The following is a 25763-nucleotide window of genomic DNA, read 5'->3' on the forward strand; positions in this document are numbered from 1 at the left end:
CAAAGAAAAACGGAGGCCGAAGCCTCCGTTTTTTCATGGTGATACCTAAAGCGGCGCGGATCAGGCTGCCTGCTGTGCCGCCGCCGGATCGCGCCACTGTGCCAGCAGCTTGTTCCAGCGGATGCGCGCCGCCGCCAGGTTGGCCTCCTTCACATGGCCAAAGCCGCGGATGTCCTCCGGCAGGCGGGCCAGTTCCACGGCCTGCCCCAGCTTCTGCGCCGTCAGCCCGCGCGCGAGTTCATCGACCAGCGCGCGGTATTCGGCGATCAGCGCGCGCTCGGTGCGGCGCTCTTCGGTCTTGCCGAAAATATCGAACGCCGTGCCGCGCAGGCCCTTGAACTTGGCGAGCAGCTTGAAGATGCGCATCGTGTTCGGACCGAAGCGCTGCTTGACCAAGTGGCCCTTCTCGTCGCGCTTGGCAATCATGGGCGGCGCAAGCCAGAAGTTGAGCTGGTAGTCGCGGCCGGGCTCGCCCTCGAATTGCGCACGCAGCTTGTCGAGGAATGCCGGGTCGGTGTACAGGCGGGCGACTTCGTATTCGTCCTTGTACGCCATCAGCTTCGACAGGTTGCGCGCCACCGCTTCCGTGAACGCCAGCGGCTGGCCTGCGCCCACCACGGCAGCTTCGGCTGCACGTACGCGTTCCACCACCGCGCGGAACTCAGCGGCATACGCTGCGTTCTGGTACGCGGTCAGCAGATCAACACGGCGGGCGATCAGCGTGTCCAGCGAGGGCAGGGCGATGACGTCGGCTTTGGCACGCGGCGCATCGTCGGCGAGCTTGAGCACCGCATCGCGGTCTTGTGCGAGGTGGCGGCCCCATTCGAACGCGGTCTTGTTCTTCTCGACGGCCACGCCGTTGAGTTCGATCGCGCGGATGAGCGCGTCGTGCGTCAGCGGAAGCCAGCCTTTCTGCCACGCAAAGCCCAGCACGAGCGGGTTGGTGTAGATGGCATCACCCAGCAGGCGCACGGCCAGCGTGTTGGCGTCTTCAAATGCGCAGGCATCGCCGATGGCCGCACGGATGTCCGCCTCGGCCGAGCTGCCCGGGAAGCGCCAGTTCGGGTTCTTGATGAAATCGGCCGTGGGCGAAGCCGTGCTGTTGACGATGGCGCGCGTCTGGCCATGCTGCACCTTCGACAGCACTTCGTCCGACGCCGAGACAATCGCGTCGCAGCCGATCACAAGGTCCGCCTCGCCCATGGCGATGCGCGTGGCGTGAATCGAATCCGGACGCTCGCCGATCTGCACGTGCGAGAGCACGGCGCCGCCTTTCTGCGCCAGGCCCGCCATGTCGAGCACGGTCACGCCCTTGCCCTCAATGTGCGCAGCCATGCCGAGCAGGCCCCCGATGGTCACCACGCCCGTGCCGCCCACGCCGGTGACGAGCACGCCGTACGCGCGCTGGATGGCCGGCAGCTCAGGATGCGGCAGCAGCGGCAGGCCTTCCATCGACACGCCGTGCGATTCGGGCTTGCGCACCTGCGCGCCCTCGGCCGTCACGAAGCTCGGGCAGAAGCCGTTCACGCACGAGAAATCCTTGTTGCACGACGACTGGTTGATCTTGCGCTTGGTGCCCAGCTCCGTGTCCAGCGGTTCGACCGACAGGCAGTTCGACTTGACCGAGCAATCGCCGCAGCCTTCGCACACCGCATCGTTGATGAACGCGCGGCGTGCCGGATCGACCATCGTGCCGCGCTTGCGGCGGCGGCGCTTTTCCGTCGCGCAGGTCTGGTCGTAGATCAGCACGCTGGTGCCTTGCACCTCGCGCAGCTCGCGCTGAATTGCGTCGAGCCGGTCGCGGTGGTGCACCGTCACGCCTTCGGGCAGTTTGATGGCAGCGTTGTACTTCTCGGGCTCGTCCGTGACGATGACGATGCGCGACGTGCCTTCCGCATGCACCTGCGCGGCGATCTGCGGCACCGACAGCGGGCCGTCGACCGGCTGGCCGCCGGTCATGGCCACGGCGTCGTTGTAGAGGATCTTGTAGGTGATGTTCACCTCGGCCGCAATCGACGCGCGGATCGCCAGCAGGCCCGAGTGGTAATACGTGCCGTCGCCCAGGTTGGCGAACACGTGCTTGTCGCCCGAGAACGGCATCTGGCCGATCCACGCCACGCCTTCGCCGCCCATCTGGCTGAAGGTGTCGGTGCGGCGGTCCATCCACACGGTCATGTAGTGGCAGCCGATGCCGGCCAGCGCGCGCGAGCCTTCCGGCACGTTGGTCGACGTGTTGTGCGGGCAGCCCGAGCAGAACCACGGCTTGCGCTCTGCAGTGATGCGCGGTTTGGCGAGCGCCTTCTCTTTGGCGTCGATGATGGCGATGCGCGAGGCAATGCGTGCGCGCACGTCCGACGGCAGCTCGAACTTTTCCAGACGCGTGGCGATGGCGCGGGCGATCAGCGCAGGCGACAGCTCGTAATGCGCCGGCAGCAGCCAGTTGGCCATCGGCACGGACCATTCGCCGCCGGCGTTGTCGCGCTCGTCAAACTTGCCGTACACGCGCGGGCGCACGTCGTCGCGATAGTTGTACAGCTCTTCCTTGAGCTGGTACTCCAGGATCTGGCGCTTCTCTTCCACCACCAGGATCTCTTGCAGCCCTTCGGCAAAGGCACGCGCGCCGTGCGCTTCCAGCGGCCACACGCAGCCGACCTTGTACAGGCGGATGCCGATGCGGCGGCAGGTTTCCTCGTCGAGGCCGAGGTCGACCAGCGCCTGACGCACGTCCAGATACGCCTTGCCGGCGGTCATGATCCCGAAGCGTGCCTGCGGTGAATCGAGCACCACGCGGTCGAGCTTGTTGGCACGCACGTACGACAGGCCGGCGTACCACTTGTAGTCGAGCAGGCGCGCTTCCTGCACCAGCGGCGGATCGGGCCAGCGGATGTTCAGGCCGCCCTGCGGCATGACGAAATCTTCGGGCAGGATGATCTGCGCGCGATGCGGGTCGACATCCACCGACGCAGACGATTCCACCACGTCCGTCACGCACTTCATCGACACCCACAGGCCGGAGTAGCGGCTCATCGCCCAGCCGTGCAGGCCGTAGTCGAGGTATTCCTGCACGTTGGACGGATACAGCACCGGAATGCCGGCTGCCTTGAAGACGTGCTCGGACTGGTGCGCCAGCGTGGACGACTTGGCGGCGTGGTCATCGCCCGCCAGCACCAGCACGCCGCCATGCGCGGACGAGCCCGCCGAGTTGGCGTGCTTGAACACGTCGATCGTGCGGTCCACGCCCGGCCCCTTGCCGTACCACATGCCGAACACGCCGCTGAACTTGGCGTTCGGATACAGATTGACCTGCTGCGAGCCCCAGACCGCCGTGGCGGCCAGGTCTTCGTTGAGCCCCGCCTGGAAGACGATGTTGTGCCCCGCCAGATGCTTTTTGGCTTTCCACAGGGCTTGGTCCAGCGCGCCCAGCGGCGAGCCGCGGTAGCCGGAAATGAAGCCTGCCGTGTTCAGCCCAGCGGCGCGGTCGCGCTCCTGCTGCAGCATCGGCAGACGCACCAGAGCCTGCGTGCCGCTGATGTAGATGCGGCCACGCTCAAGCGTGTATTTGTCGTCCAGGGAAACAGTTTCGAGCGCGCGGCGTAGCGCGTCGTTCAGAGGGGCATTCATGCGTGCTCCGTGTGGGTGTGTCGGGATCACCGACAGCAGGTCTCTTTTGGTGCTGCCTGCGCCGCTTCTTGTGGAAACTGGCATGCAGCTGTGGGTCGAGGCATCGTAGCATCGCGTGACATTCCGAACACCGTGCAACGCAGCAAGAATGGGGGTGGGTTTTCCCTTGGTTGTGGTGTCCGGTGCACGCATGCACAGCGCTGGACGACGGGGTTGCACCGGTTGTGCGGTGCATGCAACGTTTGCGGCAAAGCGGGCCGGGGCGATGCGCTTTCGCGACGCACCGGCACGGTCGGAATCAATCCCCGAGGCGTTCGATGACTTCCCGCATGCGGACGACAAGCCCGTCCATTGCTTGGGCAGGCACGTTCCCATAGCCCAGCACCAGGCCGTTGTACTGCGCGGTGAAGGTTCCCGGCAGGCAGAAGCGCGACAGCGGGCGCAGCACCATTCCGTGCTCGCGCGCGGCGCGGCTGACTTCGGTATCGCGCACCGGCGCGTCGAGCCGTGCCGAGAGGTGCATGCCGCCTGCGCCGCCCGATACGGTGACGATGCCATCCAGGTGCCGCTCGATTGCGGCCTGCAGCGCATCGCGGCGCTCGCCGTACAGACGACGCATGCGCCGCAGGTGCCGCGTGAAATGTCCCGCCTCGATGAACTCGGCCAGCGCGAGCTGCTCGGCTACGCGCCCGCGCAACATCAGCGCACCTGCCGTCTTTTTCAGCACGGGCGCCAGCGCGGGTGGCACCACCATATAGCCGAGGCGTAGCGCCGGGAACAGCATCTTGCTGAACGTGCCGAGATAGATGACCGGCGCATCCTCCGTCAGGCCCTGCACGGCGGATAGCGGCGCACCCGTGTGGCGGAACTCGCTGTCGTAATCGTCTTCGATGATCCACGCGCCGGCTGCGCGCGCGTGCTGGATGAGCGCAAGGCGACGCTCCAGACTCATCACCGCGCCCAGTGGGTATTGGTGCGACGGCGTGATGTAGATGAGCTTGGGTGGCGTGTCGCGCCAGTCTTCCGCGCGCGGGGCGAGGCCATCGGCGTCGACGCTGATCGGTACCAATCGCATGTCTGCTGCCTGCAAGGCGGCGCGCGCACCGTAGTAGCCGGGGTTTTCGATCCACGCGGCGTCGCCCGCATCGGCGAGCGTACGGGCGCACATGTCGAGGCTGTTCTGCGTGCCGTCGGTGATGAACACCTGCGACGCGTCGCAGCGCACGCCGCGCGAAACGCGCAGGTATTCCGCCACGGCTTGGCGCAGGGCAACATTGCCTTCGACCGGGCCGTAGCCCATCTGGCCGGGGCCGATCCGGCGCCATCCGCGTTCCATGCAGCGGCGCCATTGCGCCAGCGGGAATTCATCCAGTGCGGGCGTGCCGGGCAAGAAGGGCAGCAGGTCGCCCATCCCGCCGCGCGGGCGTTCGAGGTCGTTCACGCGGCGCGACAGCTCGGGCGGGGCTTCGGGCGCATGCGCGGGCGTCTGCTGCAGGCCGACGCGCGCCACCACCGTGCCTTGCCGTCGGCTCAGCACGAAGCCCTCGGTGGCGAGTTGCTCGTAGGCGTAGAGCACCGAGTTGCGCGCGATGCCCAGCTCTTCGGCCAGCGTGCGCGAGGGCGCCAGGCGCGTGCCTTCCTCGATCTGTCCACTGAGGATGGCTGCACGCAGGCAGGCATATAGCCGATGCTGCTGCGAGGCGCGGGCCACGCCCTCGGCGTGCGTCGCGGTGCGTTCGTAGTTCGACAGCAGGACGCCGTAATCCATCGTGGCTCCAAGACTCTGCATTTTGGTGGGTCTATGCATGGTGCCACGGTTTTTTTATCGTCGGCATATCGATTACGATTTCGGAGCCTTGCATGTCGAGCACAGAACCCACATCGCCCACCGCGCGCACCCGTGTGCGTCGCGTCGCGCACCGCGGCCATTACGACCGCACCACGCTGCATGCCATCCTCGACGAGGCCTACGTCTGCCACATCGCCTTCGCCGACGAGCATGGCGTGCATTGCATCCCGACCGCGTGCTGGCGCGAGGGCGACCACCTCTACATCCATGGTTCCAACGGCAGCCGCATGCTCCGGCTGGCAGGCAGCGGTGCGCAGGTCTGCGTAACCATCACGCACATCGATGGCCTGGTGCTGGCGCGCTCGGCGTTCAACCATTCGATGAACTATCGCTCGGCGGTCATCTACGGCGCGTTCGAAGTCGTGCCTGATGCGCAGAAGCCTGCGGTGCTCGATACCTTCATGGAAGTCCTCGCGCCGGGCCGTTCGCAGCAGGCACGGCCCGGCAATGCCAAGGAGCTTGCCGCCACGACCGTGCTGCGCATTCCGTTGGATGAGGCTGCGTGCAAAGTGCGCACGGGTGGTCCGAAGGACGATGCTGAGGATCTCGACTTGCCCGTGTGGGCCGGCGTGCTGCCGATGGCGCTGTTGCCACTGGCGCCGGTGGTGGATGCGGCACCTGCAGGTACGCCCGACTACGTGCAGGAGTGGAGGGATAGTGCGCGTGTGTCGGTGGTGGATGCGGTGATGTCGTGAGGGCTGGTCGGTCCGGTTTTTTTTTGGCCTTGGTGGTCCATCTGTGTTTCGTACCCTGCCGGGCACGACTTACTTTTCTTTGTCTTGCCAAAGAAAAGTAAGCAAAAGAAAGGCGCGCCCGAGATGGCGACCCATTCCTTGAATTTGCGTAACCGGGCGGAGACGGGAAAAACTCGCTGCGCTCAGACAGTTTCCCGTCTTTTTTCCGCCCGGTTACGCAAATTCAAGGCGCCATCTAGGGCTCAACGTCAAAGGAAAAGGCCAACCCATCGCGAGGTTGGCCTTGTCGTTTGAGCTGGCGCCCAGAGTGTTTGGCTTTTGTCTTTGACTTTCCCTGCCCTATGCGGCGCCTTGAATTTCTGTTGCAAGGAGGAAAAAGAGGGGAGGCTGTCTGAGCGCAGCGAGTTTGCCTCCCCTCCCTCCTTGCGACATAAATTCAAGGAAGGGTTCGCCGCATCGGGCGCGCCTTTCTTTGCTTACTTTCTTTGGCAAGACAAAGAAAGTGAGTCAGCCCCGGCAGGGGATGAAACAAGGGGCACACCAAGAACAAAACTCAGTGCACCAGCTGGTTAATCTCAATAATCGGCATCAACACAGCCAACACGATGAGCAACACCACCACGCCCATCGTCAAAATCAAAGCCGGCTCCAGCAAGCCAGTCAGAAACAACGTGCGCCGCTCCAACTCCTGCGCCTCACCTTGTGCGGCACGTTCCAGCATCGCCGGCAGATTGCCCGTCGCCTCGCCCGAGCGGATCAAATGCACCAGCACAGGGGGAAACTGATTCTGCGCCGCCAACGCCCGCGCCAGCGAAGTCCCTTCCCGCACCCGCGTGGACGCATCCTCCACATTGGTCTTGAGCGCGACGTTGTTCAGCGTCTCGCCTGCCGCCTGCAAGCCCCGCAAGATCGGCACGCCGGCACTGGTGAGGATCGCGAGCGTGCTGGCAAACCGCGCGGTGTTATAGCCGCGAACGAGCTTGCCGAACAGCGGCGCTGTCAACAGCCACTTGTGCCACGACAACCGCAATGCCGGCTGCTTGAGCAGATTGCGGATCAGCACGCCGATCGCCACCAGAACGATCGCTGCCAGCCAGCCCCAGTTCCGCACAAAATCCGACAGCCACAGCATGATGATCGTGAGTGTCGGCAGCTTCTGCTTGGTGTTGGCAAACACGCTCACCACCTGCGGCACCACGTATGACAGCAGGAAGATCACGATCGCAAACGCCACCACCGTGACGATGGCCGGATACGTGAATGCCAGCTTGATCTTGGAGGTCAGCGCGTTGCGGCTCTCGATGTAGTCCGCCAGGCGCGAGAGCACGAGGCCCAGGTTGCCCGAGTGCTCCCCCGCTGAAACGAGGGCGCGGTAGATGTCCGGAAAATCCTTCGGATGCTGCGCCAGTGCCACCGAGAGTGAGCTGCCGCCCACCACTTCCGCGCGAATGGCCGCGAGCAGCTCGCCGACGTACGCACGTTCGGCCTGATCGGCCAGCGCGGCCAGCGCTTCATCGAGCGGCAGACCCGCCACCAGCAGGCTGGCGAGCTGGCGCGTGACGAGCGCGTTTTCCTGCGCCGTGAGCCGCTTGCCGAAGCTGGACCCGCTGCGCTTGGTGGCCTGTGCGCCCAGTACGTCGACCAGCAGCGGAGTCAGCCCGCGTGCGCGCAGCAGCGTGCGCGCCTGACGTGCGCTGTCGGCTTCGATGACACCCTTGTCGGTCTTGCCGGCGGCGTCGGCGGCTTCGTAGCGGAAGGCTGGCATGCGCTATTCGTTTGATCGCGCCTTAGTCGCGTGTGACCCGCAGTACTTCTTCCAGCGACGTGGCGCCTGTGTCGATCCAGCGCTGTGCATCCATGCGCATGGTCTGCATGCCCTGGCCGATGGCGAGCGCCTTGATCTCGGATTCTGCGGCCTGGCGGTGGATCATCGTTTGGATTTCCGGCGTGACGGTCAGCAGTTCATAGACGCCGGTTCGGCCCTGGTAGCCGGAGTTGCTGCAACGGTCGCAGCCGACGTGATGCCACACCGATTTGCGTGCCGGTGCGGCGGGTGCCACGCCATCCGCAACCGGCGTGCCGGCCACGGCTTCCACTTCCGCAGGCGTGAGTTCGAGCACTTCTTCGCGGCGGCAATGTACGCACAGGCGGCGTACCAGCCGCTGCGCCAGCACACCCAGCAGCGATGAAGACAGCAGGAACGGCTCGATCCCCATGTCGATCAGGCGCGTCACGGCGGAGGCAGAATCATTCGTGTGCAGCGTCGCCAGCACCAAGTGGCCCGTGAGCGAGGCTTGCACGGCAATCTGCGCGGTTTCCAGATCGCGGATTTCCCCGATCATCACCACGTCCGGGTCCTGGCGCAGGATGGCGCGCAGGGCCTTGGCGAACGTCATGTCGATCTTCGGGTTGACCTGCGTCTGGCCGATGCCGTCGAGGTCGTATTCGATCGGGTCTTCCACCGTCATGATGTTGGTGGAAGCGGAATCGAGCCGCGACAGCGCCGCATACAGCGTGGTCGTTTTGCCCGAACCCGTGGGGCCGGTGACGAGCACGATGCCGTGCGGCTGATTGATGAGGTGGTCAAAGCGCGCCAGCGTGCCGGCGCCCATGCCGAGCTTGCTCAGATCCAGGCGGCCGGCTTCCTTGTCGAGCAGACGCAGCACCGCGCGCTCGCCGTGGCCGGTGGGCAGGGTGCTCACCCGCACGTCCACCGGGCGACCTCCCACGCGCAGCGTGATGCGGCCGTCTTGCGGCAGGCGTTTCTCTGCAATGTCGAGCTGCGCCATGATCTTGATGCGCGAGATGAGCGCGCCGTGCAGCGCCTTCTTGGGGCGCACGACGTCGCGCAGCGTGCCGTCCACCCGGAAGCGCACCACGGATGCATTCTCGAACGGCTCGATGTGGATATCCGAGGCGCCTTCGCGCGCGGCCTGCGTAAGCAGCGCGTTGATCATGCGGATGATCGGCGCGTCGTCTTCGGATTCCAGCAGGTCTTCCACGGCCGGAATGTCCTGCATCAGGCGCGAGAGGTCGACTTCGCCTTCCACTTCGCCCACCACCTGGGCTGCGCTGCCGTCTTGCGCGTTGTAAGCCGTCTGCGTGGCGGTGGACAGTGCTGCGGCGCTGAGCGTCACCAACTGCAGCGCGCCGAACACGCGGCCGAGTTCAGCCAGCGCCGTGCGCGAGGTTTCGGGGCAGACCCACACCTCCAGCGTGTCGACGTCCTGGCGGGCGACGAGCAGCTTGGCGTCGCGCGCAAACGCATACGGCACCAGCCGCACGGCGGACTGCGAGGGCGGCTCGAGCGTGCTGACGTCGGTGGTGGGAGCTTGCGTTGCCATGGTTCGTTGTCCGTTGTCAGCCACCATTGCGCGGCGCATTGCCATCGTAGCCGCCCGAAGTGGGCGCCGCGAAGTTCTGCAGGCGCGGCTGGCTGCGCGTGGTGCCTTGCGGCATCGGCATCGGGGCGCCCGGAGGCACCTGCGTGCCGGCCGGGCCCTTCGGCACGATCGACACATCGCCGTAATTGTCAGCCGGGCGCATGGCGCTGGGCGTGGGCAGTACCGGCGTGTCCTTGTCCGACGTGGTCGGCAGCATGTTCGGCGAGACAAAGCCCTGCTGCGTGTCGCGCATGTAGTTGTAGCGGTTGTCCGACAGCGCGCCGGTGGCATCGGCCGTGCGCAGGATGATCGGGCGCAGGAACACCAGCAGGTTGGTCTTCACGCGCGTCTTGTTTTCCGAGCGGAACAGCGCGCCCAGGATGGGGATGTCGCCCAGGCCCGGCACCTTCTGCTCGCCGTCCTGATAGTTGTCTTCCAGCAGGCCGCCGAGCACGACGACCTGGCCGTCGTTGGCCAGCACATTGGTCTCGATCGAGCGCACGTTGGTGGTGGGGCCCTGCGTGGCATTCTGCGTGCCCGGCACCACGGCCGACGATTCCTGGAAGATCTGCATCTTCACCAGCCCGCCGTCGGTGATCTGCGGCTTGACGCGCAGCGTGATGCCGACGTCTTTGCGGTCAAAGGTCTGGAACGGCGTGACCGAAGCGGCGCCGCCGGTCTGCGCATATGAGCCGGTCGTGATCGGCACGTTCTGGCCGATCAGGATCTTGGCCTCTTCGTTGTCGAGCGTGATCAGGTTGGGCGTGGACAGCACGTTGACCGAGCCGTCCGAGCCCAGCGCGCTGAGGATGGCGCCCAAACCGCTGCCCCTGTTGAACACCCCGAAGTTGCCGCCGTTGAGCTGGCCAACGCTGTTTGAGAGCGTGCCGATGGCAGTCTGTGCGGCCGTACTGCCGATGCCGCCGCTGGTGATGGTGGCAATCGTGCCCGCGAGGTTGATCAGGTTATTGGCGCCGGAGCCGAAGTTGGTGCCACCGCCAAAAAAGGTGGTCGGGCCGCCCGCGCCGGCCATCCATTGGATGCCCAACTGCGACGCCTTGGTGGCCGTCACTTCCACGATCATCGATTCGATATAGACCTGCGCGCGTCGCGCGTCGAGGTCGTCGATCACGGCGCGCAGGTTCCGATAGACCGGCTCGCTGGCGGTAATGATGAGCGCGTTGGTGGCTGGATCGGCCTGGATGATGCCGCCGGTGGTTGGCGTGTTGTTCTGCCCGAACGAGGCGCGGAACGAAGAGCTGCCGCTGCCCGAGCCGCTGCCCGAACCCGAGCTGCTGCCGTAGTTGGTGTTCTGCGTGTTCTGGTTCTGCGAGGTGTTCACGCCGCCGGCCGGCTGCGAGGTCGCGCCTTGGGCGGCGCTCTGGCCGCCCGGGCCGGTCGATGCCGAGGCCGACAACGTGGCATCGGCCGCGACGATCGCGCGCAGCGTGGTGGCCAGCTGCACCGCGTTGGCGTTCTTGAGCGGCACCACCCAGATGTTGCCCGGGCGCGCATTCGGCACGTCCAGCTTGGCGATCAGTTGTTTGGCTTGCGCAAGGCGTGCCGCGCTCGACGCACGCACCATCACGCTGTTCGAACGGGGCTCCGCCACGACCGACGTGCGCAGGCTCGGGTCCGACAGCGCCGCGCCGGCGCCCGCACCGCCTGCACCACCGGCCGACGGGTCGAGCAGCTTCTGCAGCGTGGCCGCCACGTCGATGGCCACGGCGTTCTTCAGCGGAATCAGTTCGGTCTCGCCGGCCACGGGCGTGTCGATGGAGGCGATGATGCGGCCGATGCGACGCAGGTTGTCGGCGTAATCGGTAATGACCAGCGTGTTGTTGGCAGGGTATGCGGTGATCGTGTTGTTGGGCGCGATCATCGGGCGCAGCACCGGCACCAGGTTGTTGGCCGATTCATGCTGCAGGCGGAAGACCTGCGTGACAACCTGTTCGCCGCCGCGCGAGCCTGCCGCGCCCACGCTCGTGGGCGAGCCCTGCAGCTTGGCGTCGGCTTCCGGCACGACCTTGGTGAAGCCGTTGCCCTCGACAATCGCGTAGCCCTGCATGCGCAGGATCGAGCCCAGTGATTCCAGCGCCTGCGCGCGCGTCACCGGCTTTTCGGTGACGAGGTTGACGGTGCCCTTCACGCGCGGGTCGACGATGAAGTTCTTCCCGGTGGCCTGGCCGACGGCCTTGACCACCGAGTCCAGATCCGCGTTGACGAAATTCAGCGAGACCTCATCCCCGGGGTTGCCGACGGCGCCGTTCTGGGCAGATGCCGCGCTCGGCGGGGCGGCGAAGACTGGCATCGAGCCGGCCACCATTGTTGCGCAGCATGCCAGGACGATGGCGCGAACGGTGAGTCGGGAAGAGGCGTTGTACATGGTCTCGTTCATGGTTGTCGGCACGCTGGCTCGCGCGCCGGCTTGAGGATCAAAAGCGGAGTCGATGATGCGACCCGTCGCGCGGGCCCAGCAGACTCAACAGGCCAATCAATTGCGGTTCCGACTCCGGCGTGGCACTGGCCACCCCGGCAAAATGCGCGCTGGGCCCAAGGGTGCCCTGGCCCTGCAGAGTGAGCGGCCCGGCCAGCGTCGACAGCGACAACTGCATCGGCGCGCCGCTCACGCCGCCAAACGACACTACGGCCTGGTAACTGCCCAGCGGCCGCACCCGGCTGAGGCTGGATGATACCTGCTCAAGCGTGACAGTCAGCGCGCCCTGGGCGGTGTTTGGCTGGCCCTTTCTACTGCCGAATTGGCCCGAGAGCGGCGTCCACTGCGCCCGCAGCCGGCCATCCAGCTTGAGCGTGTTGAACGGCGCGCCAATGCCTTCCAGCAACGATGCAGGCAACGCAACCGTGCCAGCCTCTGCGTCCCAATGCCCTGGTGTGACCGTCAGCGTGACCGGCTTCTCCAGCGCGCGATCGTGCGTCAGGTGCGCGCGCAGCGTGCCGGTCAGCAGTGGCAGCATGTCGATCGACCAGGACAGCCGGCCGGGCAGCACGGTCGCGTCGGCCCCGCCGTTGCCTGCGGTCAGCGCCAGCGTTGCGCTGCCGTGCCAGATACTGCCCTGGCTGTCGGCCAGCAACACACGGTGCCCCGTGGCCGCGGCCACGCGCTCGGCCGCCCACGCGGCCGGATACTGCGCCACCACGGTCACGCCCACAGCCAGCAGCGCCACGCCACACCACAGCACGCGCCAACCGAGGCTCGTGCGCTCGTCGGACTCGGCAGGGCGGCGCAGGCGCAGCGGCGGCAGTGATTCAATTCCCATCGGCACGATCGGACCCGTCAGTGGCCCGCGGCGGCAGGGCCTTGCAGCGTCGCCGTCACGTTGACCAGGGCCGTTGCGCCCACGTATTTGATGTTCGTGTCGATCACCTTCATGCGCTGCGCCTGCCGAACCTCCTGCAGCCATTCGGCGACCGCGCCAAAGGGCACCTTGTCCAGTTGCACCTGCACGCTTTCGCCCGACATCGCCATCCGCGTGGCCTTCAGGCCGTGGTTGGTCAGGCTCGTGTTGAGCGCCTGCTGCAGTTCCGCACCGCGCGGCACGGGCGCAGCGGCAATGGCAGACAGGCCGCGGGCTTCCTGGCCGAGCGTTTCCATCTCGGCGAGTTGGCTGCGCATCTGCGGCAGGGCTTTTTCGATGCGGCGCTGGCCTTCGAAGGCCGGCTCCCACAGCACCAGGTAGACGATCACGAGCAGCAGCACCACGCCGCCACCGGCCAGGATGCGGCGTTCACGCGGTTCGCGCTGCATCCAGAAGGTTGTGGCCGCATCGCGCACCGAGTCGGGCACGCCAATGCGCGGCAGGCGGCGGGATGACGATCGGGAAGAGGGGGAGGAAGTCACCATGGAGGAATCGTTATTGGGCGATGGAGACCGTCCAGCGCGAGCCCGGTACGGTGGTTTCTGCGCCGCGCGGGGCCTCGGCGGTGTCCATGTTCAGGCCGACATTGCGGGCGGCGGTGCGCAGGCTGGCAGTGTCGGTGCCGTCCTTGAGCGTGACTGTAAGCGCGCGGCCGTGGTAATCGAGCGCGAGCAGCGCATCGGGTGCGAGCCCGGTCGCGGCCTGGGCAAAGCGATCGGCCAGCGGCAGGAAGTCTTCCGGCGCCGATTTGCCGGCCGCCAAGCGGAGCTGTTCGACCTGGCGGCGCATCTGCGCGGGCGGGTCGAGGATCACCGGCGTATTCGGGAATGCCGTCTGCAATTGCGCGCGCATGGCGGTATCGAGCCGCTTCTGCTCGGCACGCAGCGTGAGCCACCGCGCGTTCATGCCGATGATTTGCACGACCACCAGCAGCACGGCCAGCGCGATCGGCAGGCGCCAGAGGCTCCAGTCCATACCGGCCACGCCGCCGCGCGCAAAGTCGAACTGGCAGAGGTCCGCCTCGCCCGAAGCCAGGGCATCGCGTGCGCCGGCGGCCCAGGTGGACCAGTCCAGCGTGGCGGCGGCCGGGTCTGCCGACAAGCCCGGCGCCAGCTCGCGCAATGCGGGCGAGACCATCAGCGTGGCCGGCGTGGGGGCAATGCCCAGCCAGTTGCCGAGGTTGGCCGGCAGCACGCGCAGGCCGTAGCCCTCGGCGCGGCCGGTGCGTACGGTGATGTCGATGGCGACGGGCGCGTCCGGGTCGGACGGCGGTGCCGCATCAAGCGTGATGGTTGCCGGTGCAGCGGCGGCTACGGTTTCCGCAGAAGGCGCGGCGACTGCAGGTTCAGCGGCAGCGGAAGCGTCAAGCGACGGTTCCGCACGTTCGACGGCGTTTGCCGATTCTGCAAGCGGCACCGCAGCTGCGATAGCCGTTTCAAACGGCACGCAAAGCTGCGCGGGCAGCAGATGGCAGGTGCGGTGCTTGTGGCCGGCAAAGGTATCGAGAATGAATCGGACCCACGCGCGGTCGGCAATCATCAATGCGCGCGATTGCGGCTCGCGGGGCGCGCGCCAGCCACGCGCAGGGGCGTCGCCCAGTCGGGGGCCAAGGGCGATATGACATTGCTGCGCGTCCTGCACGAGGCGGTCTTCCACCAAGTTGGGCAATGCCAGACGCAGCTTGGGCAGCGCCAGCGGCGGCACGTTGGTCGGCACCAGCAGCACATCGGCGGCGGGCAGCAGAAGGATCAGGCGATCAGCCGCGGGCAGTTCGTCGGTGCGCGACGTACCTTCGCGCTGAACACGTTGGGCCCCGAGCGCGCCCTCTTCACGCACCAGCGCGAAGGGCACGGAGGCAAGCGCGCCCGCCGACCAGCGTTCGGGCGATTGAATGGGCCGGTGCGGCAGGCGCACGTACAGGGAGGTCGTCAAACCGCTCCTCTATTGATCTTGAGAGTGTGAATGCGAACTGCCAACGGAAGCGCCGGATTGCGCAAAACCCGCGATGCTGAACGATGCGGATGACAATACGGCGAAGGCTAGGGTCTGTCTACAAGCGGCGCGTACGCACGTAGAGGGGTGTTGCGCCGCCGTCATGACGGAATCTCGTCAACGCGGCGGACCCAGACGATGCGGGTCGCGTTATTGTTGATCGGATCGCCACGTGAAACAAGCGCCACTTCTCCGATCCGGGCGCGCTCATGGCGGGCCATGCCGTAGACCAGAAAATAGTGGGTCTGCACGTCCAGCAGATTGGCCGCGGCAGTGGTGTCGACGCCGGGCGCGATGCCGCGCAACTGGTTCGTGACATCGCCGATGTTGCGGAAGTAAGCGCGGTCGCGCGCCTGCACCAGCGAGCGGGCGCGGTCCAGACTCAGGTTCGGGATGACAGCGGCCAGCACTTCGGCGCTGGCTGTGTTGGCGTTGATCTGTGTGCGGGTGGGCAGCACGATCACGTAGGGGCGCAGCTTGGCGATCATGTCCGCCGTGTAGCCGGGGATCGTCAGCAGGCTGGCCACGTCGTCGAGCGGTCGTGGGCCGTTGCTGTTGCTGCCGCCGCTCCCGCCGCCGCTGTCTTCGCCGCCCTGCTGACCACCTTGCATGCCTTCGATCGACTGGAAGCCGCCCAGCATCTGCGCCAGGTACGTCGCCGTGATATTGGCCAGGCTCGGGTCGATGTTGAGCGATTGCAGCAGCAGGCCGTAAGCCTTGATGGCGTCTTTGTCGCGGCCGGTAATGAGCGTGCGGGCGCCCAGCGTTTGCGCCGTCAGCAGGTTCATCAGGTTGAAGCGTGCCTGGGCATCGAAGATGCGGCCCGACAGGTACGACTCCTCGCCGGCCGTATCCGTGCGCAGCGAGCTGCCGAGGAAGTCCGACAGCTTGGTTTCCTGGATCGGCACGGCCCAGATTTCGCCCAGATGGTCCACCGCGCCAGTGCGGCGCTGGTCATCGCGCAGGATGAGGCGCGCCCAGTCGATGCCCGCCCGCGCAATCCACGTGGCCTGCGCTTTCAGGCGCTGGTTTTCCACTGCACGAATCTCCACCTGCTGGCGCCACAGCATGCCCGACACGATCACCACGGCCAGCGTAACCACCAGCAGCGCTGTGATGATGGCCGCGCCGCGCTGGCGCCCGGCATGCGGATGACGTTGAGCAAGTCGACGGGAGCATCGCGCCATGTCAAAGCCCCGTCATGCAGATGCGCGTGAAGCGCTGCGGCGCGCCCTGCGGCGTCATGCGCACGAGCAATGCCAGTTCCACCGCGCGCACCGAGGCGGCCGGCACCACCACGCCCGGGGTGTTGGCCGAGGGGGCCGACGCGCTGGGCGTGGAAGCCGACGGCAAGCCGGTGAGGGTGGTGGTATTGCTGCCGGCCGGGAACAGTGCCGCAGACAGCGCGCCCGTGTTGTCCATCCAGCCGCCGGGTTCGATCCATACGCGCGCGCTGATGCTGTCGACGTTGGTGGCGAGCAGGTAGCGCGCGGCGCCCACGCCGCCCTGGCGCAGGTTGTCCAGCGCATTGCGCAGGTCGCCACGGTTGGTGATCGGTTGGGTCTGGAGGCGTTCGAGCCGGCCGTCAACGATGCGGTAGAGCACCACTTGCCACGCGGGCGGCTGGCCGCTATCGCTCTCCCCGCGGCGGTCGCGCACCATCAGCACGCGGTTGGCGTCTACCTCCACCGGCGAGCGCGACAGCGTGTTCGGATCGGCCAGCTGGGTGCAATCGGCGTCGAACTGGGCGTAAGCCGTTTTGAGTGCTTCGATGCGTTCGTCGCGCTGGGCCAGCGCCTCGTGCGTGCGGGTCATGCTGTCCAGCCCGCGCCAGGCGATCACAGCCAGGATGGCGAGCAGCGTGATCGCCACCAGCAGTTCGAGCAGGGTGAAGCCGCGCGCCGAACGGTTAGAAGACATTGCGCGCATCGTTTGGCAACAGAGTCACGAGCCAGGCCAGTCGCACGGATTTGGATGCATCCGGATAGACGGACACCTCCACGCGGCGGAACACCGGATTGGGCGTGGTGGCGATGGTCTCTTCGCACCACAGTTGCGTATCGCCTTGCGGGCACGCAAAACCGCGCGCGCCGGGGTCTGGGAAGACGCGTGCCAGGCGCAGGTTGGCGAGGTGGTTCTCGGCGCTCCAGGTGGCGATCATGCGCGTCTGCAGGGAATCGCTTGCGGTGGTCATGTTGCCCATGGCGCGCATGGTGGCGGTGAGCGCCACGGCCACGATGGTTAGCGCCACCAGCACTTCGAGCAGGGTGAAGCCGCGCGTGCGCGTGGGACGGTGGTTGCGCGTCATTGCGTTTGCGCCTCCGTCAACACGCGTGGGCCGCCATCGGACACGACATCCACGCGCGAGCCTTGCGAGGTCAGTGCCACGCGCCACGGCAGGCCGATCGCCTCACGGCCGAACACGAGGCGCTGCGGCGCACCCGGCACCGCAGCGGCACCGGCGACGATCTGTACGTTGTCCATGCTTTGGCGCCAGTGGCCCGGCGCGAGCACGTCGCGGTTGAGCTGGCGCCAGCCGTTGGGGGTGGATTCGTAGAAGCGCCAGCCCTGTGCATCGCCTTCCCACGCCACGGGGCGCGAGGTGAGCTGCGCCTCTTCCTGTGCGAGCTCGATCAGGCGGGCCAGCTTCTGCGCATCATCGACCAGTTGCGAGCGCGGGTTGGGCGTGGCGTTCACGGCCACCACGGCCAGCACGATGCCGATGATGACCACCACCACCAGCAACTCCAGCAGCGTAAAGCCGAGAGCCTGCCGGCGGCGGTGTGAATGGCCGAGCATGGTGAGCGGGGGGCTGAGGGGACGGCGGCGGCTTAGTTGTCCCAGTTGCCGATGTCGGCGTCGTTGCCCGTGCCGCCGGCCTGGCCATCTGCGCCGAAGCTGAAGACGTCCACTTCACCGCGCACGCCGGGGTTCAGATATTGGTACGGGTGGCCCCACGGGTCTTTGGGCAGGCGTTCCAGATAGCCGCCGCCTTTCCAGTTGTTGGGGATCGGCTCGGTGGTCGGCTTGGCGACCAGCGCGCCAATGCCCTGCTCTGTGGTCGGGTAGCGGCCGTTGTCCAGGCGATAGAGCTTGAGCGCCTGCGAAATGGAAGCGATGTCCTGTTTGGCGGCGATGATGCGCGCCTCGTCAGGGCGGCTCATAATCTTCGGCACCACCAGCGCGGCGAGGATGCCCAGGATCACCACCACCACCATGATCTCGATCAGGGTGAAACCACGCGCTGCTTGTCGGGCGAGGGCGCGCTGGCGGAAGGAAGAGCGAAGTTGGCCTTGCATCATGGCGACAGAGTTGGCAATAAGGGGAAGAGACACAGTATATCCGTGACATATGACCATATATTGCATGGCAGGGTCATGCTGCGTTGGCTCTAGAGCCGCACCTCCAAGCTGTTCACCGAACCGGCATGAAGGGCGGATAGAATCGGCGTATTCCTACGGTGCCTCGCCCCATTTCATGAACGCTCGACAGTCGTCCCGCCTGCTCAGTCTTGTACTGTTTGCTGCCCTGTGTGCGCTCCTGACGCACTGGGTGCTGACGCTGTCGTCACTGCGTTCGCTGGGCGCCCCGCGCGAGGCGCGTGTGGCCCAGACCGACGCGCTGGAGACTGGCGCGGCCGTTACGCTCTTTGGCGGCGGCCCACAGAATGGTCCGCGCGATGTGCAGGTGATGGGTGTGGTGGCCGATCTGGCGGATGGTTCGGGCGCAGCCATCGTGTCGGTGGACGGTGGCGCACCGCAGGCCGTGCGGGCCGGCAAGTCGCTGTCGTCCAACCTCAAGCTGGTGGAAATCAAGGCGCGCTCGGTGGTGATCGAGCGCAATGGCACGCGCCAAGAGATTCCGCTGCCGGCCAGCGCCGTGGCGGGGGTGTCGCCGGCCAATCGCAATGCGTCGCCGCTGCCGCTGCCACCTGCAGGCGCCGCGGCTCCGCTATCGACGCCCGCCACGCCACCCGCGCCGCCGGTCCCCAACAACCCGGCCAACACCGCCATGCCGGGCGCCATGCTGCCCATTGCGCCCGCACAGATCAACACGGGTGACGAGCCCGCCAACCAGGGCGGCGGTATCGTCGGCCCGCGCCACCGCGCGGCGGCTGCCGCACGCAAGGGCGATAACCCCCAGCCGGGTGCCAACCAATAGGCCTCTGGCAATAGGCATCTGGCGGCCCGCCATGCGGTGGCGGGCGCATATTACAGCGCATGTCATTGGGGTAACAGCGTGTAAAAGCCGGCAACGCGTCGGCATTGTCGGGTTCTAATCCGCTACACAGTCCATGTGAAAAGGAGCTGACCATGACCAACAAGCGTGCTGTCCACGCCTTCCTCGCCACCTCGGCCCTGTTCCTGGCCATGTCGGGCATGAACGCCCGCGCCCAGGATGCCAGCGCCCCAGCCGCCAGCGCGCAGGCGCCGGCCACCGCCACGGCACCGGCTGCGCCGCAAACCAGCGCCCGCCCGGGCAGGATGGCCCACCAAGGCGGCTTCAAGGCCATCGACACCAACGGCGACGGCCAGATCTCGCGCGACGAGGCCAAGGGCCACGCCTGGCTTGAGAAGAACTTCGACCAGATCGATACCAACCACGACGGCCAACTCAGCAAGGACGAGCTGGCCGCCTGGCACAAGGCCCACAAGGGCGAGATGCACGAAAAGATGGCGGAACGCTTCGACGCCAAGTTCAAGGCGGCCGACAAGGACAACGACGGCTCCCTGAGCAAGGACGAAGTGCAGGCTGGCATGCCGCGCCTTGCCAAGAGCTTCGACCAGATCGACGCCAACCACGACGGCAAGATCACCGAAGACGAAATCCGCGCTTACATGAAGGCCCGTCACGATGCCCGTAAGGCGCAGAAGAACACTCCTGCAGCCGCGGCCATGCCGGGCGGCCCGTCGGCAACGAAGGGTGAGTGACGGCTCGTCTGAATCTCTCCGCACGCGAGCGGCGCCTTCGGGCGCCGTTTTTATTGCCCACGCCAGTCCGCATCCTCAATGAGGCGCAAGGCGGGTGTGGGTCGATTTTGCTATCGGGCCATGTCTGCGCCGCATGCGCCGCTGCAGCTCATGCCCATAAAAAAACACCCCGACGGCGAACCATCGGGGTGCGGGTACAGCACGCCTGAAGTTTGAGGGTCTTCAGGCCGGCTGATCGTCGGCCTTGAGCACGCCGCGGCGCATCTGGTCGAGCTCGATCGACTCGAACAGCGCCTTGAAGTTGCCCTCGCCAAAACCTTGGTTGCCCTTGCGCTGGATGAACTCGAAGAAGATCGGGCCAAGCTGGTTCTCGGAGAATATCTGCAGTAGCAGATCGCCCGGAGCGCCGTCGATCAGGATCTTGCGTTTCTTCAACTCCGCCACGTTTTCGCCATGGCCGGGGATGCGCTTGTCGACCAGTTCGTAGTACGTGTCGATCGTGTCCAGTAGCTTGATGCCGTTGGCACGCAGTGCGTCCACCGTCTTGTCCAGCGCGGTCGAACCCAGCGCGATGTGCTGGATGCCTTCGCCGTGGTACATGTCCAGATACTCCTGGATCTGACCGGCCTTCTCCGTCCCTTCCTCGTTGATGGGGATGCGGATGTTGCCGCACGGGCTCGTCATCGCCTTGCTCTTCACGCCCGTGACCTGGCCTTCGATGTCGAAGTAGCGCACTTCACGGAAGTTGAAGAAGCGTTCGTAAAACTCGGCCCATTCCTTCATCCGGCCACGGTAGACGTTGTGCGTCAGGTGGTCGATGTAGGTCAGGCCGTGCCCGGTGGGGTTCGGGTTGGCGCCCGCGATGGGCACGAAATCCACGTCGTAGATGCTGATGTTGCCGATGTCGCCGGCCTTGGCGTCGTTCTTGCCGGTCCAGCGGTCCACCAGATAGATCAGCGAATCGCCGATGCCCTTGATGGCCGGAATGTTCAACTCCATCGGGCCGCTGTGCGTGTCGAAGCCCCAGGCGCCCAGCTCCAGCGCGCGCTTGTAGGCGAACGCGGCGTCTTGCACGCGAAACGCGATCGCGCAGATCGACGGACCGTGCAGACGCGCAAAGCGCTGCGCGAACGAATCCGGCTCGGCGTTGATGATGAAGTTGATCTCGCCCTGGCGGTACAGCGTCACGTTCTTGTGACGGTGCTTCGCGATGGCGGTAAAGCCCATGTTCTCGAACAGCTTGCCCATGGCAACGGGGTCCGGCGCGGCGTATTCGATGAATTCGAAACCGGCGGTGCCCATCGGGTTTTCCCAAGGCGTGAATTGCATGGTGAGTCTCCTGCGGGGCGGGCGCTGTGACAGCGCTCAGGTCTTTGACGATCCTCGCAGTGTAGGAGTGTCGATCCAAGCAAAAATTGCGAAGTTGTGCCCGTCTTGCTAAATTTGCGCAAGAAAATTGCCGAATTAATTGGTGCGGAGCAACAAAAATGAATAAAGTGGAACTCGACAAGATCGACCGCAAGATCCTGGAAGTCCTGCAGAACAACGGCCGCCTCACCAATCTGGAAGTCGCCGAGCGGGTGAACCTGTCGCCCAGCCCGTGTTTGCGACGCATCCGCCGCCTGGAGGAAAGCGGTGTCATCCGCCAATACGCCGCGCTGCTCGACCCGACCAAGATCGGGCTCGGGTTGTCGGCGTACATCAACGTGCGGTTGGAGAAGCAGGGCGGTGCGCCCAAAGGGAAAGGCCCGTCCGACAATTTTCGCGCGGCTGTGGCGACGTGGCCGGAGGTGGTCACGTGCTACGCCATGACCGGCGAGATGGATTACCTGCTCAAGGTGTTCGTGGAAGACATGGAGCACTTCGCGCGTTTCATACGCGACCAACTGCTTGCGCACCCGGCGGTGATTGATGTGAAGAGCAGCTTCGCGCTGGAGCGGATCAAGGATACGACGGCGTTGCCGGTGGTGGTTTGAGATGTGCGCCCGTATCAGGCATTGTCCGCCACCACCAAATTCGCATCCCGCACCACCCGCCACTTCCCATCCGCCCCTTTGCGCAGAATCGTCAACGTCTGCCCTGAGCGCCGCGCCGCCTTCCCATCCGGCATGGTGACGACGATGTGCAGCGCGTTGCGCAGATACGCGATGTCGCCGAACACCTGCACCTCTTGAATCTCGCTCGTGCCATCGACGTGCACGTCCTTCATGCCTTCGGACATCTTGGCGAAAGCCTCCTTGCCAAAGGGCGCCTGGCTGGGCATGAGGAAGAGCGCGTCGTCGGTCATGAGGCTGAGCACGGTGGCCAGATCGCCGCTTCTGCTGGCGGCGAGCCAGGTGTCCACTACGTTGCGGATGGCGCGTTCGTCGTCGGTCATGGCGGTGCGGGTCTCGTTGAAGCGGTAGCTGTTGACTCTACACCGCGGGTTCGACCGGTGGCGCCACGCGGCGCTTGATGAAGACCGCCGGGGATAACACCGGGATATGCCGGGCACGCAGTGTGACCAGCCAATCGCCCACGGCGTTTTCGCAGGTGAGGCGAAAGTGGTTCGCGTCGAGCCACTCGACGTCATCCAGCCAGAATGTGTAGTACGCCGCGCCGATGGTGCCGGTGCTGATCGCACGTGAGAGGTCGGGCGCGACGAGTGTGACGGAGACCGCCTCTTCAAACGGGCAGTCGTAGCTGGTGATGAGGACGAAGCCGAGATCGGTCTGATACTGCCGCAGCAGTTCGTAGCCAGGGATGGCGAGTGTGGTGTGAGGTACGCCGTCGACGATCACGCGCGTGCGCATGGGCCACTGCTCATACGGGCCGCTGTGTTTCTCCAGGGCGAAGCGTTGGAGCGGCTGCATGACGGCGGCGCGGTGCGTGCGCTATTCCTTGCGCATGCCGCACAGGGCGACCTGGCGCGCGGGGTCGGCGGAATCCTTCCAGCCGGGTTCTTCGCGCTTCTGGTAGGCCTCCATGGTCTGGTAGCCCTTTACGCTCCAAGAGAACTCGCTGTAGCGCGAGACCTCGATGACGGCAAGGCCGCAGCGCTTGCGGTGGTCGTCAATCTTGAAGGCCGCGTGCGGGTGGTCGCCCGACAGGTCCTGCTCGATCACCTTGTAGCGCGTTGGGCCGCACTTGAAGAAGCTGGCATTCCACTCGATGGTCTTCGGCCGGACGAACAATGCTCCGTAGCACGCACGGCCATCGCCGCGGAAGGTTCCGGTCAAAGTGTCTGCAGCCATGGCCGATTGCGCGGCCAGCAGCGACACGGCGATGAGGAGGCGACCTACTTGCATGCGGCGGTTCCGTTCTTCGGGATGAGCGTGAGCACGTAATCGAGTTTCCGGATGTACGCGGCGTCGCCGTGGTTGTACAGCACGGCAATGTTTTGCGTCGTCACCGGCCGCCAGCCGGTAATCACCTTGCGCATGGCGGCTTTGCGGTATTTGACCACTTGCCCGGGTTTGAGTGTTGCGGCATTCGGGTTGAGCGCGCGCATCTCCGCCAGGGTAGAGCCTTGCGCGCGGGCGATCTTGTCGAGGCTGTCGCCCGCCTTGACGGTGACCTCATAGACCTTGTCGTCGGTGTCGCGCACGCTCCTGACGTCGAACTTTGCCATGCGCGTGAGCAGGTAGCCGATACCGGCGCGAATGTTCCACGCTGGCACCGTTCGGGCCAGGCCCGCATTCAGCCGGGTGCGGATGGCCGGAGGGACGATCAGGTCGCTGCCCTCTTCGCCGCGTAGCAAGGTATTCAAACCGGGGTCCCCCAAGTTGCCGATCTGCATCGGCTTGGTCTGCCACGCTTCCGAATCCGCTCCGGTCTCGACCCACACCATCGCTTTGACGATCTGCCAGTCCAGCGGCAGATAACCGGCGTTGCCCATCAGATAACGGTTGTATTCCCCCACGGCAGACTGGATATCGCAGTCGTAGCCGTTCCAGCGGTCGGGGTGCTGGGTGGAGGTGTTGATGTAATCCTGCCAGCGCTCGAAATCGGTTTTCGGTTTGACCTGGGCCTTGGTGACCATGCGCCCCTCCGTGGTTGCGTGACCTGTGGAGGGGCATGGTAGCCAGCGCTCGCCAGCCGCGTGTTAACGGCTGTTTATGTACCTTGCCGGTGGCTGGCGGCCGTCCGCGGCAACGCATCGGCACCCAAGCGGGCGCGTCGGTTAGTCCGCGACTTCAAACGCAGCCGGGTCGGTCAGCACCTCCAGCCGATGCGGTACCGTGGGTTTGACGGCCGCCGCCGTCATCGCTTGGAGCATGAGCCGCTCGCGCACGCTGCTCAGAAAATCAGCGCGGTGGCGGCGCAAGACGAAATCGCGGTAGTTGTCGGCTTCCAGAGCGCGCCACGCCGTCTGGCGGTCGGCTTCGGAGCGCATGCGTGCCGCTTCCAGTTCGCGTGTTTCGATGTGGGCGTTGGCGGCGGTCAACGGGGCATAGCCGTAGCGGGTCATGTCGTCGCGCGCCAGGGTTTCGATGATCGTGATTTCGTCCATCGACAACTGCTGGTGGAATTTGTCGATATTGGCGGTGATGGGCGCAAAGCAGTTGGACGTCCACAGCGCCGACAACCGCGAAATCTGCCGCGCTTCGGCCGAGCGCGAGACATCCAGCATCTGTGGCAGGAAGTCGATCTCCAGGAAACTGCATATGCGGCGCAACGTGCTTTCCTGATCGACCAGGAAATCTTCATAGCGGATGGTGCACGTGCGCTCCGGATACTGGGCGATGAGTGCGTTGGCGGCGCGGTGCGCGGCCACCCAGGTCTGCGTGTTCAGCAGGGTGTCGAAGTCGTGGATGATCGCGCGGTTCATTGACGCGACCTGCGCGCGCGGGTCTCGCACCACGTTCAGGAAACGCATGTCCGGGAAGAGCGTCATCAGTTCGGCGGCGTAGTGAACGCTGTCGAGCGATTTGTCCATGACGACGCGGGCGCCGTGCTGTGCGCCCGCCCGCAGCAGCAGTTCCCACACCACGCGATGCACGCTGCGCGGTTGGTCGCGCAGGGCTTCGAATACCTCCACCGGATCAAACACCATGCCGGGCCATTTCACCATGCTCGCCGCCTGCAGGCCGATCACGTCGGTCACGAGGCGGAAGTAGGCGCGATCGTCCTGCAGGTTGCCGTACAGCGGTACCAGCGGCATGAAGTCGACGATGTGCAGCGGATACGGCGCGTAGAACGCCGGGTTGAAGTTCAGGCGCAGGCGCAGCGCATGGCTGCCGCAGCGGCGCAGCGGAATCATCAGGACGGGACGGGGAAGGGCGGTCATCGAACGGTCTCCGGTTGACGGGTGTCCAGCCAGGCGGACAAGTGCGCGTGCAGCGCGGCTGTGGCCGCCAGCAGCGGCATGGCGCCGGTATCGAGCTGCAGCGACGGCGCCTCCGGTGCCTCATACGGCGACGACACGCCGGTGAACTGGGGGATCTGCCCGCCGCGCGCCCGGGCGTACAGCCCCTTCGGGTCGCGCGCCTCGCACACATCAAGCGCGGTGCAGACGTGCACTTCCACAAACCGGTCTGCGCCGATGATCTCGCGCGCCATCTCGCGATCGGAGCGCAGCGGCGAGATGAACGCCGTCACGACGATCAGGCCGACGTCGTTCATGAGGCGCGCCACCTCGGCGGCGCGGCGCAGGTTCTCCGTGCGGTCGGCTTCGGTAAAGCCGAGATCGTGGTTCAGGTGGTGACGCAGGTTGTCGCCGTCGAGCACGGCGCAGCGCTGGCATGTTTCGTACAAGCGCTTTTCCAGCGCATAGGCGAGGGTGGACTTGCCCGCGCCGCTCAAGCCTGTGAGCCATAACGTGAGCGGCGCATGGCCGAACTGATGCGCGCGGGCTTCGTCAGCCACGGAGCCGGCATGCCAGTAGACGTTGCGTGCAGCGGGGCCGGCGCAGGAAGACAGGGCAGATTTCATCG

The 25763-nt window shown here is 65.8% G+C and carries 24 protein-coding genes; 4 read left to right on the forward strand and 20 right to left on the reverse strand.

What is annotated here, in order from left to right; genetic code table 11:
• Positions 1-60 precede the first annotated feature (60 nt).
• Both BG83_RS0114145 and BG83_RS0114150 read right to left on the reverse strand, forming a co-directional pair.
• On the reverse strand, positions 61-3621 hold the full coding sequence (locus BG83_RS0114145; protein WP_024977350.1) for an indolepyruvate ferredoxin oxidoreductase family protein: 3561 nt from the start codon (positions 3619-3621) through the stop codon (positions 61-63).
• 298 nt (positions 3622-3919) lie between these two features.
• Positions 3920-5389: a PLP-dependent aminotransferase family protein gene (locus tag BG83_RS0114150; RefSeq protein ID WP_024977351.1), complete on the reverse strand. Its 1470-nt coding sequence runs from the start codon at positions 5387-5389 to the stop codon at positions 3920-3922.
• A 92-nt stretch (positions 5390-5481) separates the two neighbouring features.
• Here BG83_RS0114150 and BG83_RS0114155 point away from each other — a divergent pair, with 92 nt between their 5' ends.
• Positions 5482-6165 carry a pyridoxamine 5'-phosphate oxidase family protein gene (locus BG83_RS0114155; RefSeq protein WP_024977352.1) on the forward strand — a complete coding sequence of 228 codons (684 nt, stop codon included), beginning with the start codon at positions 5482-5484 and terminating at the stop codon, positions 6163-6165.
• Positions 6166-6718: 553 nt separating this feature from the next.
• On the opposite strand, the gene gspF is transcribed toward BG83_RS0114155, so the two are convergent.
• From gspF to gspG, 11 genes are all read right to left on the reverse strand, one after another.
• Positions 6719-7930, reverse strand: a complete 1212-nt coding sequence (gene gspF, locus BG83_RS0114160) for a type II secretion system inner membrane protein GspF (RefSeq protein ID WP_024977353.1) — start codon at positions 7928-7930, stop codon at positions 6719-6721.
• Between the two features lie 22 nt (positions 7931-7952).
• Positions 7953-9509, reverse strand: a complete 1557-nt coding sequence (gene gspE / locus BG83_RS0114165; RefSeq protein WP_024977354.1) for a type II secretion system ATPase GspE — start codon at positions 9507-9509, stop codon at positions 7953-7955.
• A 16-nt stretch (positions 9510-9525) separates the two neighbouring features.
• Positions 9526-11946 (reverse strand): type II secretion system secretin GspD, encoded by a 2421-nt coding sequence (gspD, locus tag BG83_RS0114170; RefSeq protein ID WP_024977355.1) that lies wholly within the window; start codon positions 11944-11946, stop codon positions 9526-9528.
• Between the two features lie 37 nt (positions 11947-11983).
• Positions 11984-12826 carry a type II secretion system protein N gene (locus tag BG83_RS0114175; protein WP_024977356.1) on the reverse strand — a complete coding sequence of 281 codons (843 nt, stop codon included), beginning with the start codon at positions 12824-12826 and terminating at the stop codon, positions 11984-11986.
• A 17-nt stretch (positions 12827-12843) separates the two neighbouring features.
• Positions 12844-13410, reverse strand: coding sequence for a type II secretion system protein GspM (gene gspM / locus BG83_RS0114180; RefSeq protein ID WP_024977357.1), 567 nt, complete (start codon positions 13408-13410; stop codon positions 12844-12846).
• A gap of 10 nt (positions 13411-13420) precedes the next feature.
• Positions 13421-14857, reverse strand: a complete 1437-nt coding sequence (gene gspL / locus BG83_RS0114185; RefSeq protein ID WP_024977358.1) for a type II secretion system protein GspL — start codon at positions 14855-14857, stop codon at positions 13421-13423.
• 161 nt (positions 14858-15018) lie between these two features.
• A complete protein-coding gene (gene gspK, locus BG83_RS0114190; protein WP_024977359.1) occupies positions 15019-16104 on the reverse strand; it encodes a type II secretion system minor pseudopilin GspK in 1086 nt (361 codons plus the stop codon).
• A gap of 1 nt (position 16105) precedes the next feature.
• Positions 16106-16846: a PulJ/GspJ family protein gene (locus BG83_RS0114195; protein WP_024977360.1), complete on the reverse strand. Its 741-nt coding sequence runs from the start codon at positions 16844-16846 to the stop codon at positions 16106-16108.
• Positions 16827-17225: a type II secretion system minor pseudopilin GspI gene (gene gspI / locus BG83_RS0114200; RefSeq protein ID WP_024977361.1), complete on the reverse strand. Its 399-nt coding sequence runs from the start codon at positions 17223-17225 to the stop codon at positions 16827-16829. Before gspI ends, BG83_RS0114195 begins: the two co-directional genes overlap by 20 nt.
• Positions 17222-17716, reverse strand: coding sequence for a GspH/FimT family pseudopilin (locus tag BG83_RS0114205; RefSeq protein ID WP_024977362.1), 495 nt, complete (start codon positions 17714-17716; stop codon positions 17222-17224). The genes gspI and BG83_RS0114205 overlap by 4 nt, the downstream gene beginning before the upstream one ends.
• Positions 17717-17748: 32 nt before the next feature.
• Complete coding sequence (gene gspG, locus BG83_RS0114210; RefSeq protein ID WP_024977363.1) at positions 17749-18219, reverse strand: type II secretion system major pseudopilin GspG; 471 nt, start codon at positions 18217-18219, stop codon at positions 17749-17751.
• 175 nt (positions 18220-18394) lie between these two features.
• On the opposite strand from gspG, the gene BG83_RS0114215 reads away from it, so the two are divergent.
• Both BG83_RS0114215 and BG83_RS0114220 read left to right on the forward strand, forming a co-directional pair.
• Entirely contained in the window at positions 18395-19078 is a 684-nt protein-coding gene (locus BG83_RS0114215) for a type II secretion system protein N (protein WP_024977364.1), read from the forward strand.
• A gap of 152 nt (positions 19079-19230) precedes the next feature.
• Positions 19231-19848 carry an EF-hand domain-containing protein gene (locus BG83_RS0114220; protein WP_024977365.1) on the forward strand — a complete coding sequence of 206 codons (618 nt, stop codon included), beginning with the start codon at positions 19231-19233 and terminating at the stop codon, positions 19846-19848.
• 222 nt (positions 19849-20070) lie between these two features.
• On the opposite strand, the gene hppD is transcribed toward BG83_RS0114220, so the two are convergent.
• A complete protein-coding gene (gene hppD, locus BG83_RS0114225) occupies positions 20071-21177 on the reverse strand; it encodes a 4-hydroxyphenylpyruvate dioxygenase (protein ID WP_024977366.1) in 1107 nt (368 codons plus the stop codon).
• A gap of 158 nt (positions 21178-21335) precedes the next feature.
• On the opposite strand from hppD, the gene BG83_RS0114230 reads away from it, so the two are divergent.
• On the forward strand, positions 21336-21824 hold the full coding sequence (locus BG83_RS0114230; RefSeq protein ID WP_024977367.1) for an Lrp/AsnC family transcriptional regulator: 489 nt from the start codon (positions 21336-21338) through the stop codon (positions 21822-21824).
• 14 nt (positions 21825-21838) lie between these two features.
• Here BG83_RS0114230 and BG83_RS0114235 read toward each other — a convergent pair whose 3' ends face one another.
• The 6 genes from BG83_RS0114235 to cysC form a co-directional block, all read right to left on the reverse strand.
• Entirely contained in the window at positions 21839-22225 is a 387-nt protein-coding gene (locus BG83_RS0114235) for an SgcJ/EcaC family oxidoreductase (protein WP_024977368.1), read from the reverse strand.
• 37 nt (positions 22226-22262) lie between these two features.
• A complete protein-coding gene (locus BG83_RS0114240) occupies positions 22263-22700 on the reverse strand; it encodes a hypothetical protein (RefSeq protein ID WP_024977369.1) in 438 nt (145 codons plus the stop codon).
• A gap of 21 nt (positions 22701-22721) precedes the next feature.
• The gene (locus BG83_RS0114245; protein WP_024977370.1) at positions 22722-23135 is read right to left on the reverse strand and encodes a hypothetical protein; all 414 of its coding nucleotides are present in this window, start codon (positions 23133-23135) and stop codon (positions 22722-22724) included.
• Positions 23126-23869 carry a LysM peptidoglycan-binding domain-containing protein gene (locus BG83_RS0114250; protein ID WP_024977371.1) on the reverse strand — a complete coding sequence of 248 codons (744 nt, stop codon included), beginning with the start codon at positions 23867-23869 and terminating at the stop codon, positions 23126-23128. The genes BG83_RS0114245 and BG83_RS0114250 overlap by 10 nt, the downstream gene beginning before the upstream one ends.
• Before the next feature lie 141 nt (positions 23870-24010).
• Positions 24011-25117: a sulfotransferase family protein gene (locus tag BG83_RS0114255; RefSeq protein WP_024977372.1), complete on the reverse strand. Its 1107-nt coding sequence runs from the start codon at positions 25115-25117 to the stop codon at positions 24011-24013.
• Positions 25114-25761 (reverse strand): adenylyl-sulfate kinase, encoded by a 648-nt coding sequence (gene cysC, locus BG83_RS0114260; RefSeq protein ID WP_024977373.1) that lies wholly within the window; start codon positions 25759-25761, stop codon positions 25114-25116. Before cysC ends, BG83_RS0114255 begins: the two co-directional genes overlap by 4 nt.
• Between the last annotated feature and the right edge of the window lie 2 nt (positions 25762-25763).

It is taken from the genome of Ralstonia pickettii (assembly GCF_000607165.1).
Taxonomy (GTDB): domain Bacteria; phylum Pseudomonadota; class Gammaproteobacteria; order Burkholderiales; family Burkholderiaceae; genus Ralstonia; species Ralstonia holmesii.

Bases quoted from the DNA above. Each gene is read 5' to 3' on its own strand.
- BG83_RS0114145 (WP_024977350.1), bottom strand. From the start codon at position 3,621: ATGAATGCCCCTCTGAACGACGCGCTACGCCGCGCGCTCGAAACTGTT.
- BG83_RS0114150 (WP_024977351.1), bottom strand. From the start codon at position 5,389: ATGGATTACGGCGTCCTGCTGTCGAACTACGAACGCACCGCGACGCAC.
- BG83_RS0114155 (WP_024977352.1), top strand. From the start codon at position 5,482: ATGTCGAGCACAGAACCCACATCGCCCACCGCGCGCACCCGTGTGCGT.
- gspF (WP_024977353.1), bottom strand. From the start codon at position 7,930: ATGCCAGCCTTCCGCTACGAAGCCGCCGACGCCGCCGGCAAGACCGAC.
- gspE (WP_024977354.1), bottom strand. From the start codon at position 9,509: ATGGCAACGCAAGCTCCCACCACCGACGTCAGCACGCTCGAGCCGCCC.
- gspD (WP_024977355.1), bottom strand. From the start codon at position 11,946: ATGAACGAGACCATGTACAACGCCTCTTCCCGACTCACCGTTCGCGCC.
- BG83_RS0114175 (WP_024977356.1), bottom strand. From the start codon at position 12,826: ATGGGAATTGAATCACTGCCGCCGCTGCGCCTGCGCCGCCCTGCCGAG.
- gspM (WP_024977357.1), bottom strand. From the start codon at position 13,410: ATGGTGACTTCCTCCCCCTCTTCCCGATCGTCATCCCGCCGCCTGCCG.
- gspK (WP_024977359.1), bottom strand. From the start codon at position 16,104: ATGGCGCGATGCTCCCGTCGACTTGCTCAACGTCATCCGCATGCCGGG.
- BG83_RS0114195 (WP_024977360.1), bottom strand. From the start codon at position 16,846: ATGCGCGCAATGTCTTCTAACCGTTCGGCGCGCGGCTTCACCCTGCTC.
- gspI (WP_024977361.1), bottom strand. From the start codon at position 17,225: ATGACGCGCAACCACCGTCCCACGCGCACGCGCGGCTTCACCCTGCTC.
- BG83_RS0114205 (WP_024977362.1), bottom strand. From the start codon at position 17,716: ATGCTCGGCCATTCACACCGCCGCCGGCAGGCTCTCGGCTTTACGCTG.
- gspG (WP_024977363.1), bottom strand. From the start codon at position 18,219: ATGATGCAAGGCCAACTTCGCTCTTCCTTCCGCCAGCGCGCCCTCGCC.
- BG83_RS0114215 (WP_024977364.1), top strand. From the start codon at position 18,395: ATGAACGCTCGACAGTCGTCCCGCCTGCTCAGTCTTGTACTGTTTGCT.
- BG83_RS0114220 (WP_024977365.1), top strand. From the start codon at position 19,231: ATGACCAACAAGCGTGCTGTCCACGCCTTCCTCGCCACCTCGGCCCTG.
- hppD (WP_024977366.1), bottom strand. From the start codon at position 21,177: ATGCAATTCACGCCTTGGGAAAACCCGATGGGCACCGCCGGTTTCGAA.
- BG83_RS0114230 (WP_024977367.1), top strand. From the start codon at position 21,336: ATGAATAAAGTGGAACTCGACAAGATCGACCGCAAGATCCTGGAAGTC.
- BG83_RS0114235 (WP_024977368.1), bottom strand. From the start codon at position 22,225: ATGACCGACGACGAACGCGCCATCCGCAACGTAGTGGACACCTGGCTC.
- BG83_RS0114240 (WP_024977369.1), bottom strand. From the start codon at position 22,700: ATGCAGCCGCTCCAACGCTTCGCCCTGGAGAAACACAGCGGCCCGTAT.
- BG83_RS0114245 (WP_024977370.1), bottom strand. From the start codon at position 23,135: ATGCAAGTAGGTCGCCTCCTCATCGCCGTGTCGCTGCTGGCCGCGCAA.
- BG83_RS0114250 (WP_024977371.1), bottom strand. From the start codon at position 23,869: ATGGTCACCAAGGCCCAGGTCAAACCGAAAACCGATTTCGAGCGCTGG.
- BG83_RS0114255 (WP_024977372.1), bottom strand. From the start codon at position 25,117: ATGACCGCCCTTCCCCGTCCCGTCCTGATGATTCCGCTGCGCCGCTGC.
- cysC (WP_024977373.1), bottom strand. From the start codon at position 25,761: ATGAAATCTGCCCTGTCTTCCTGCGCCGGCCCCGCTGCACGCAACGTC.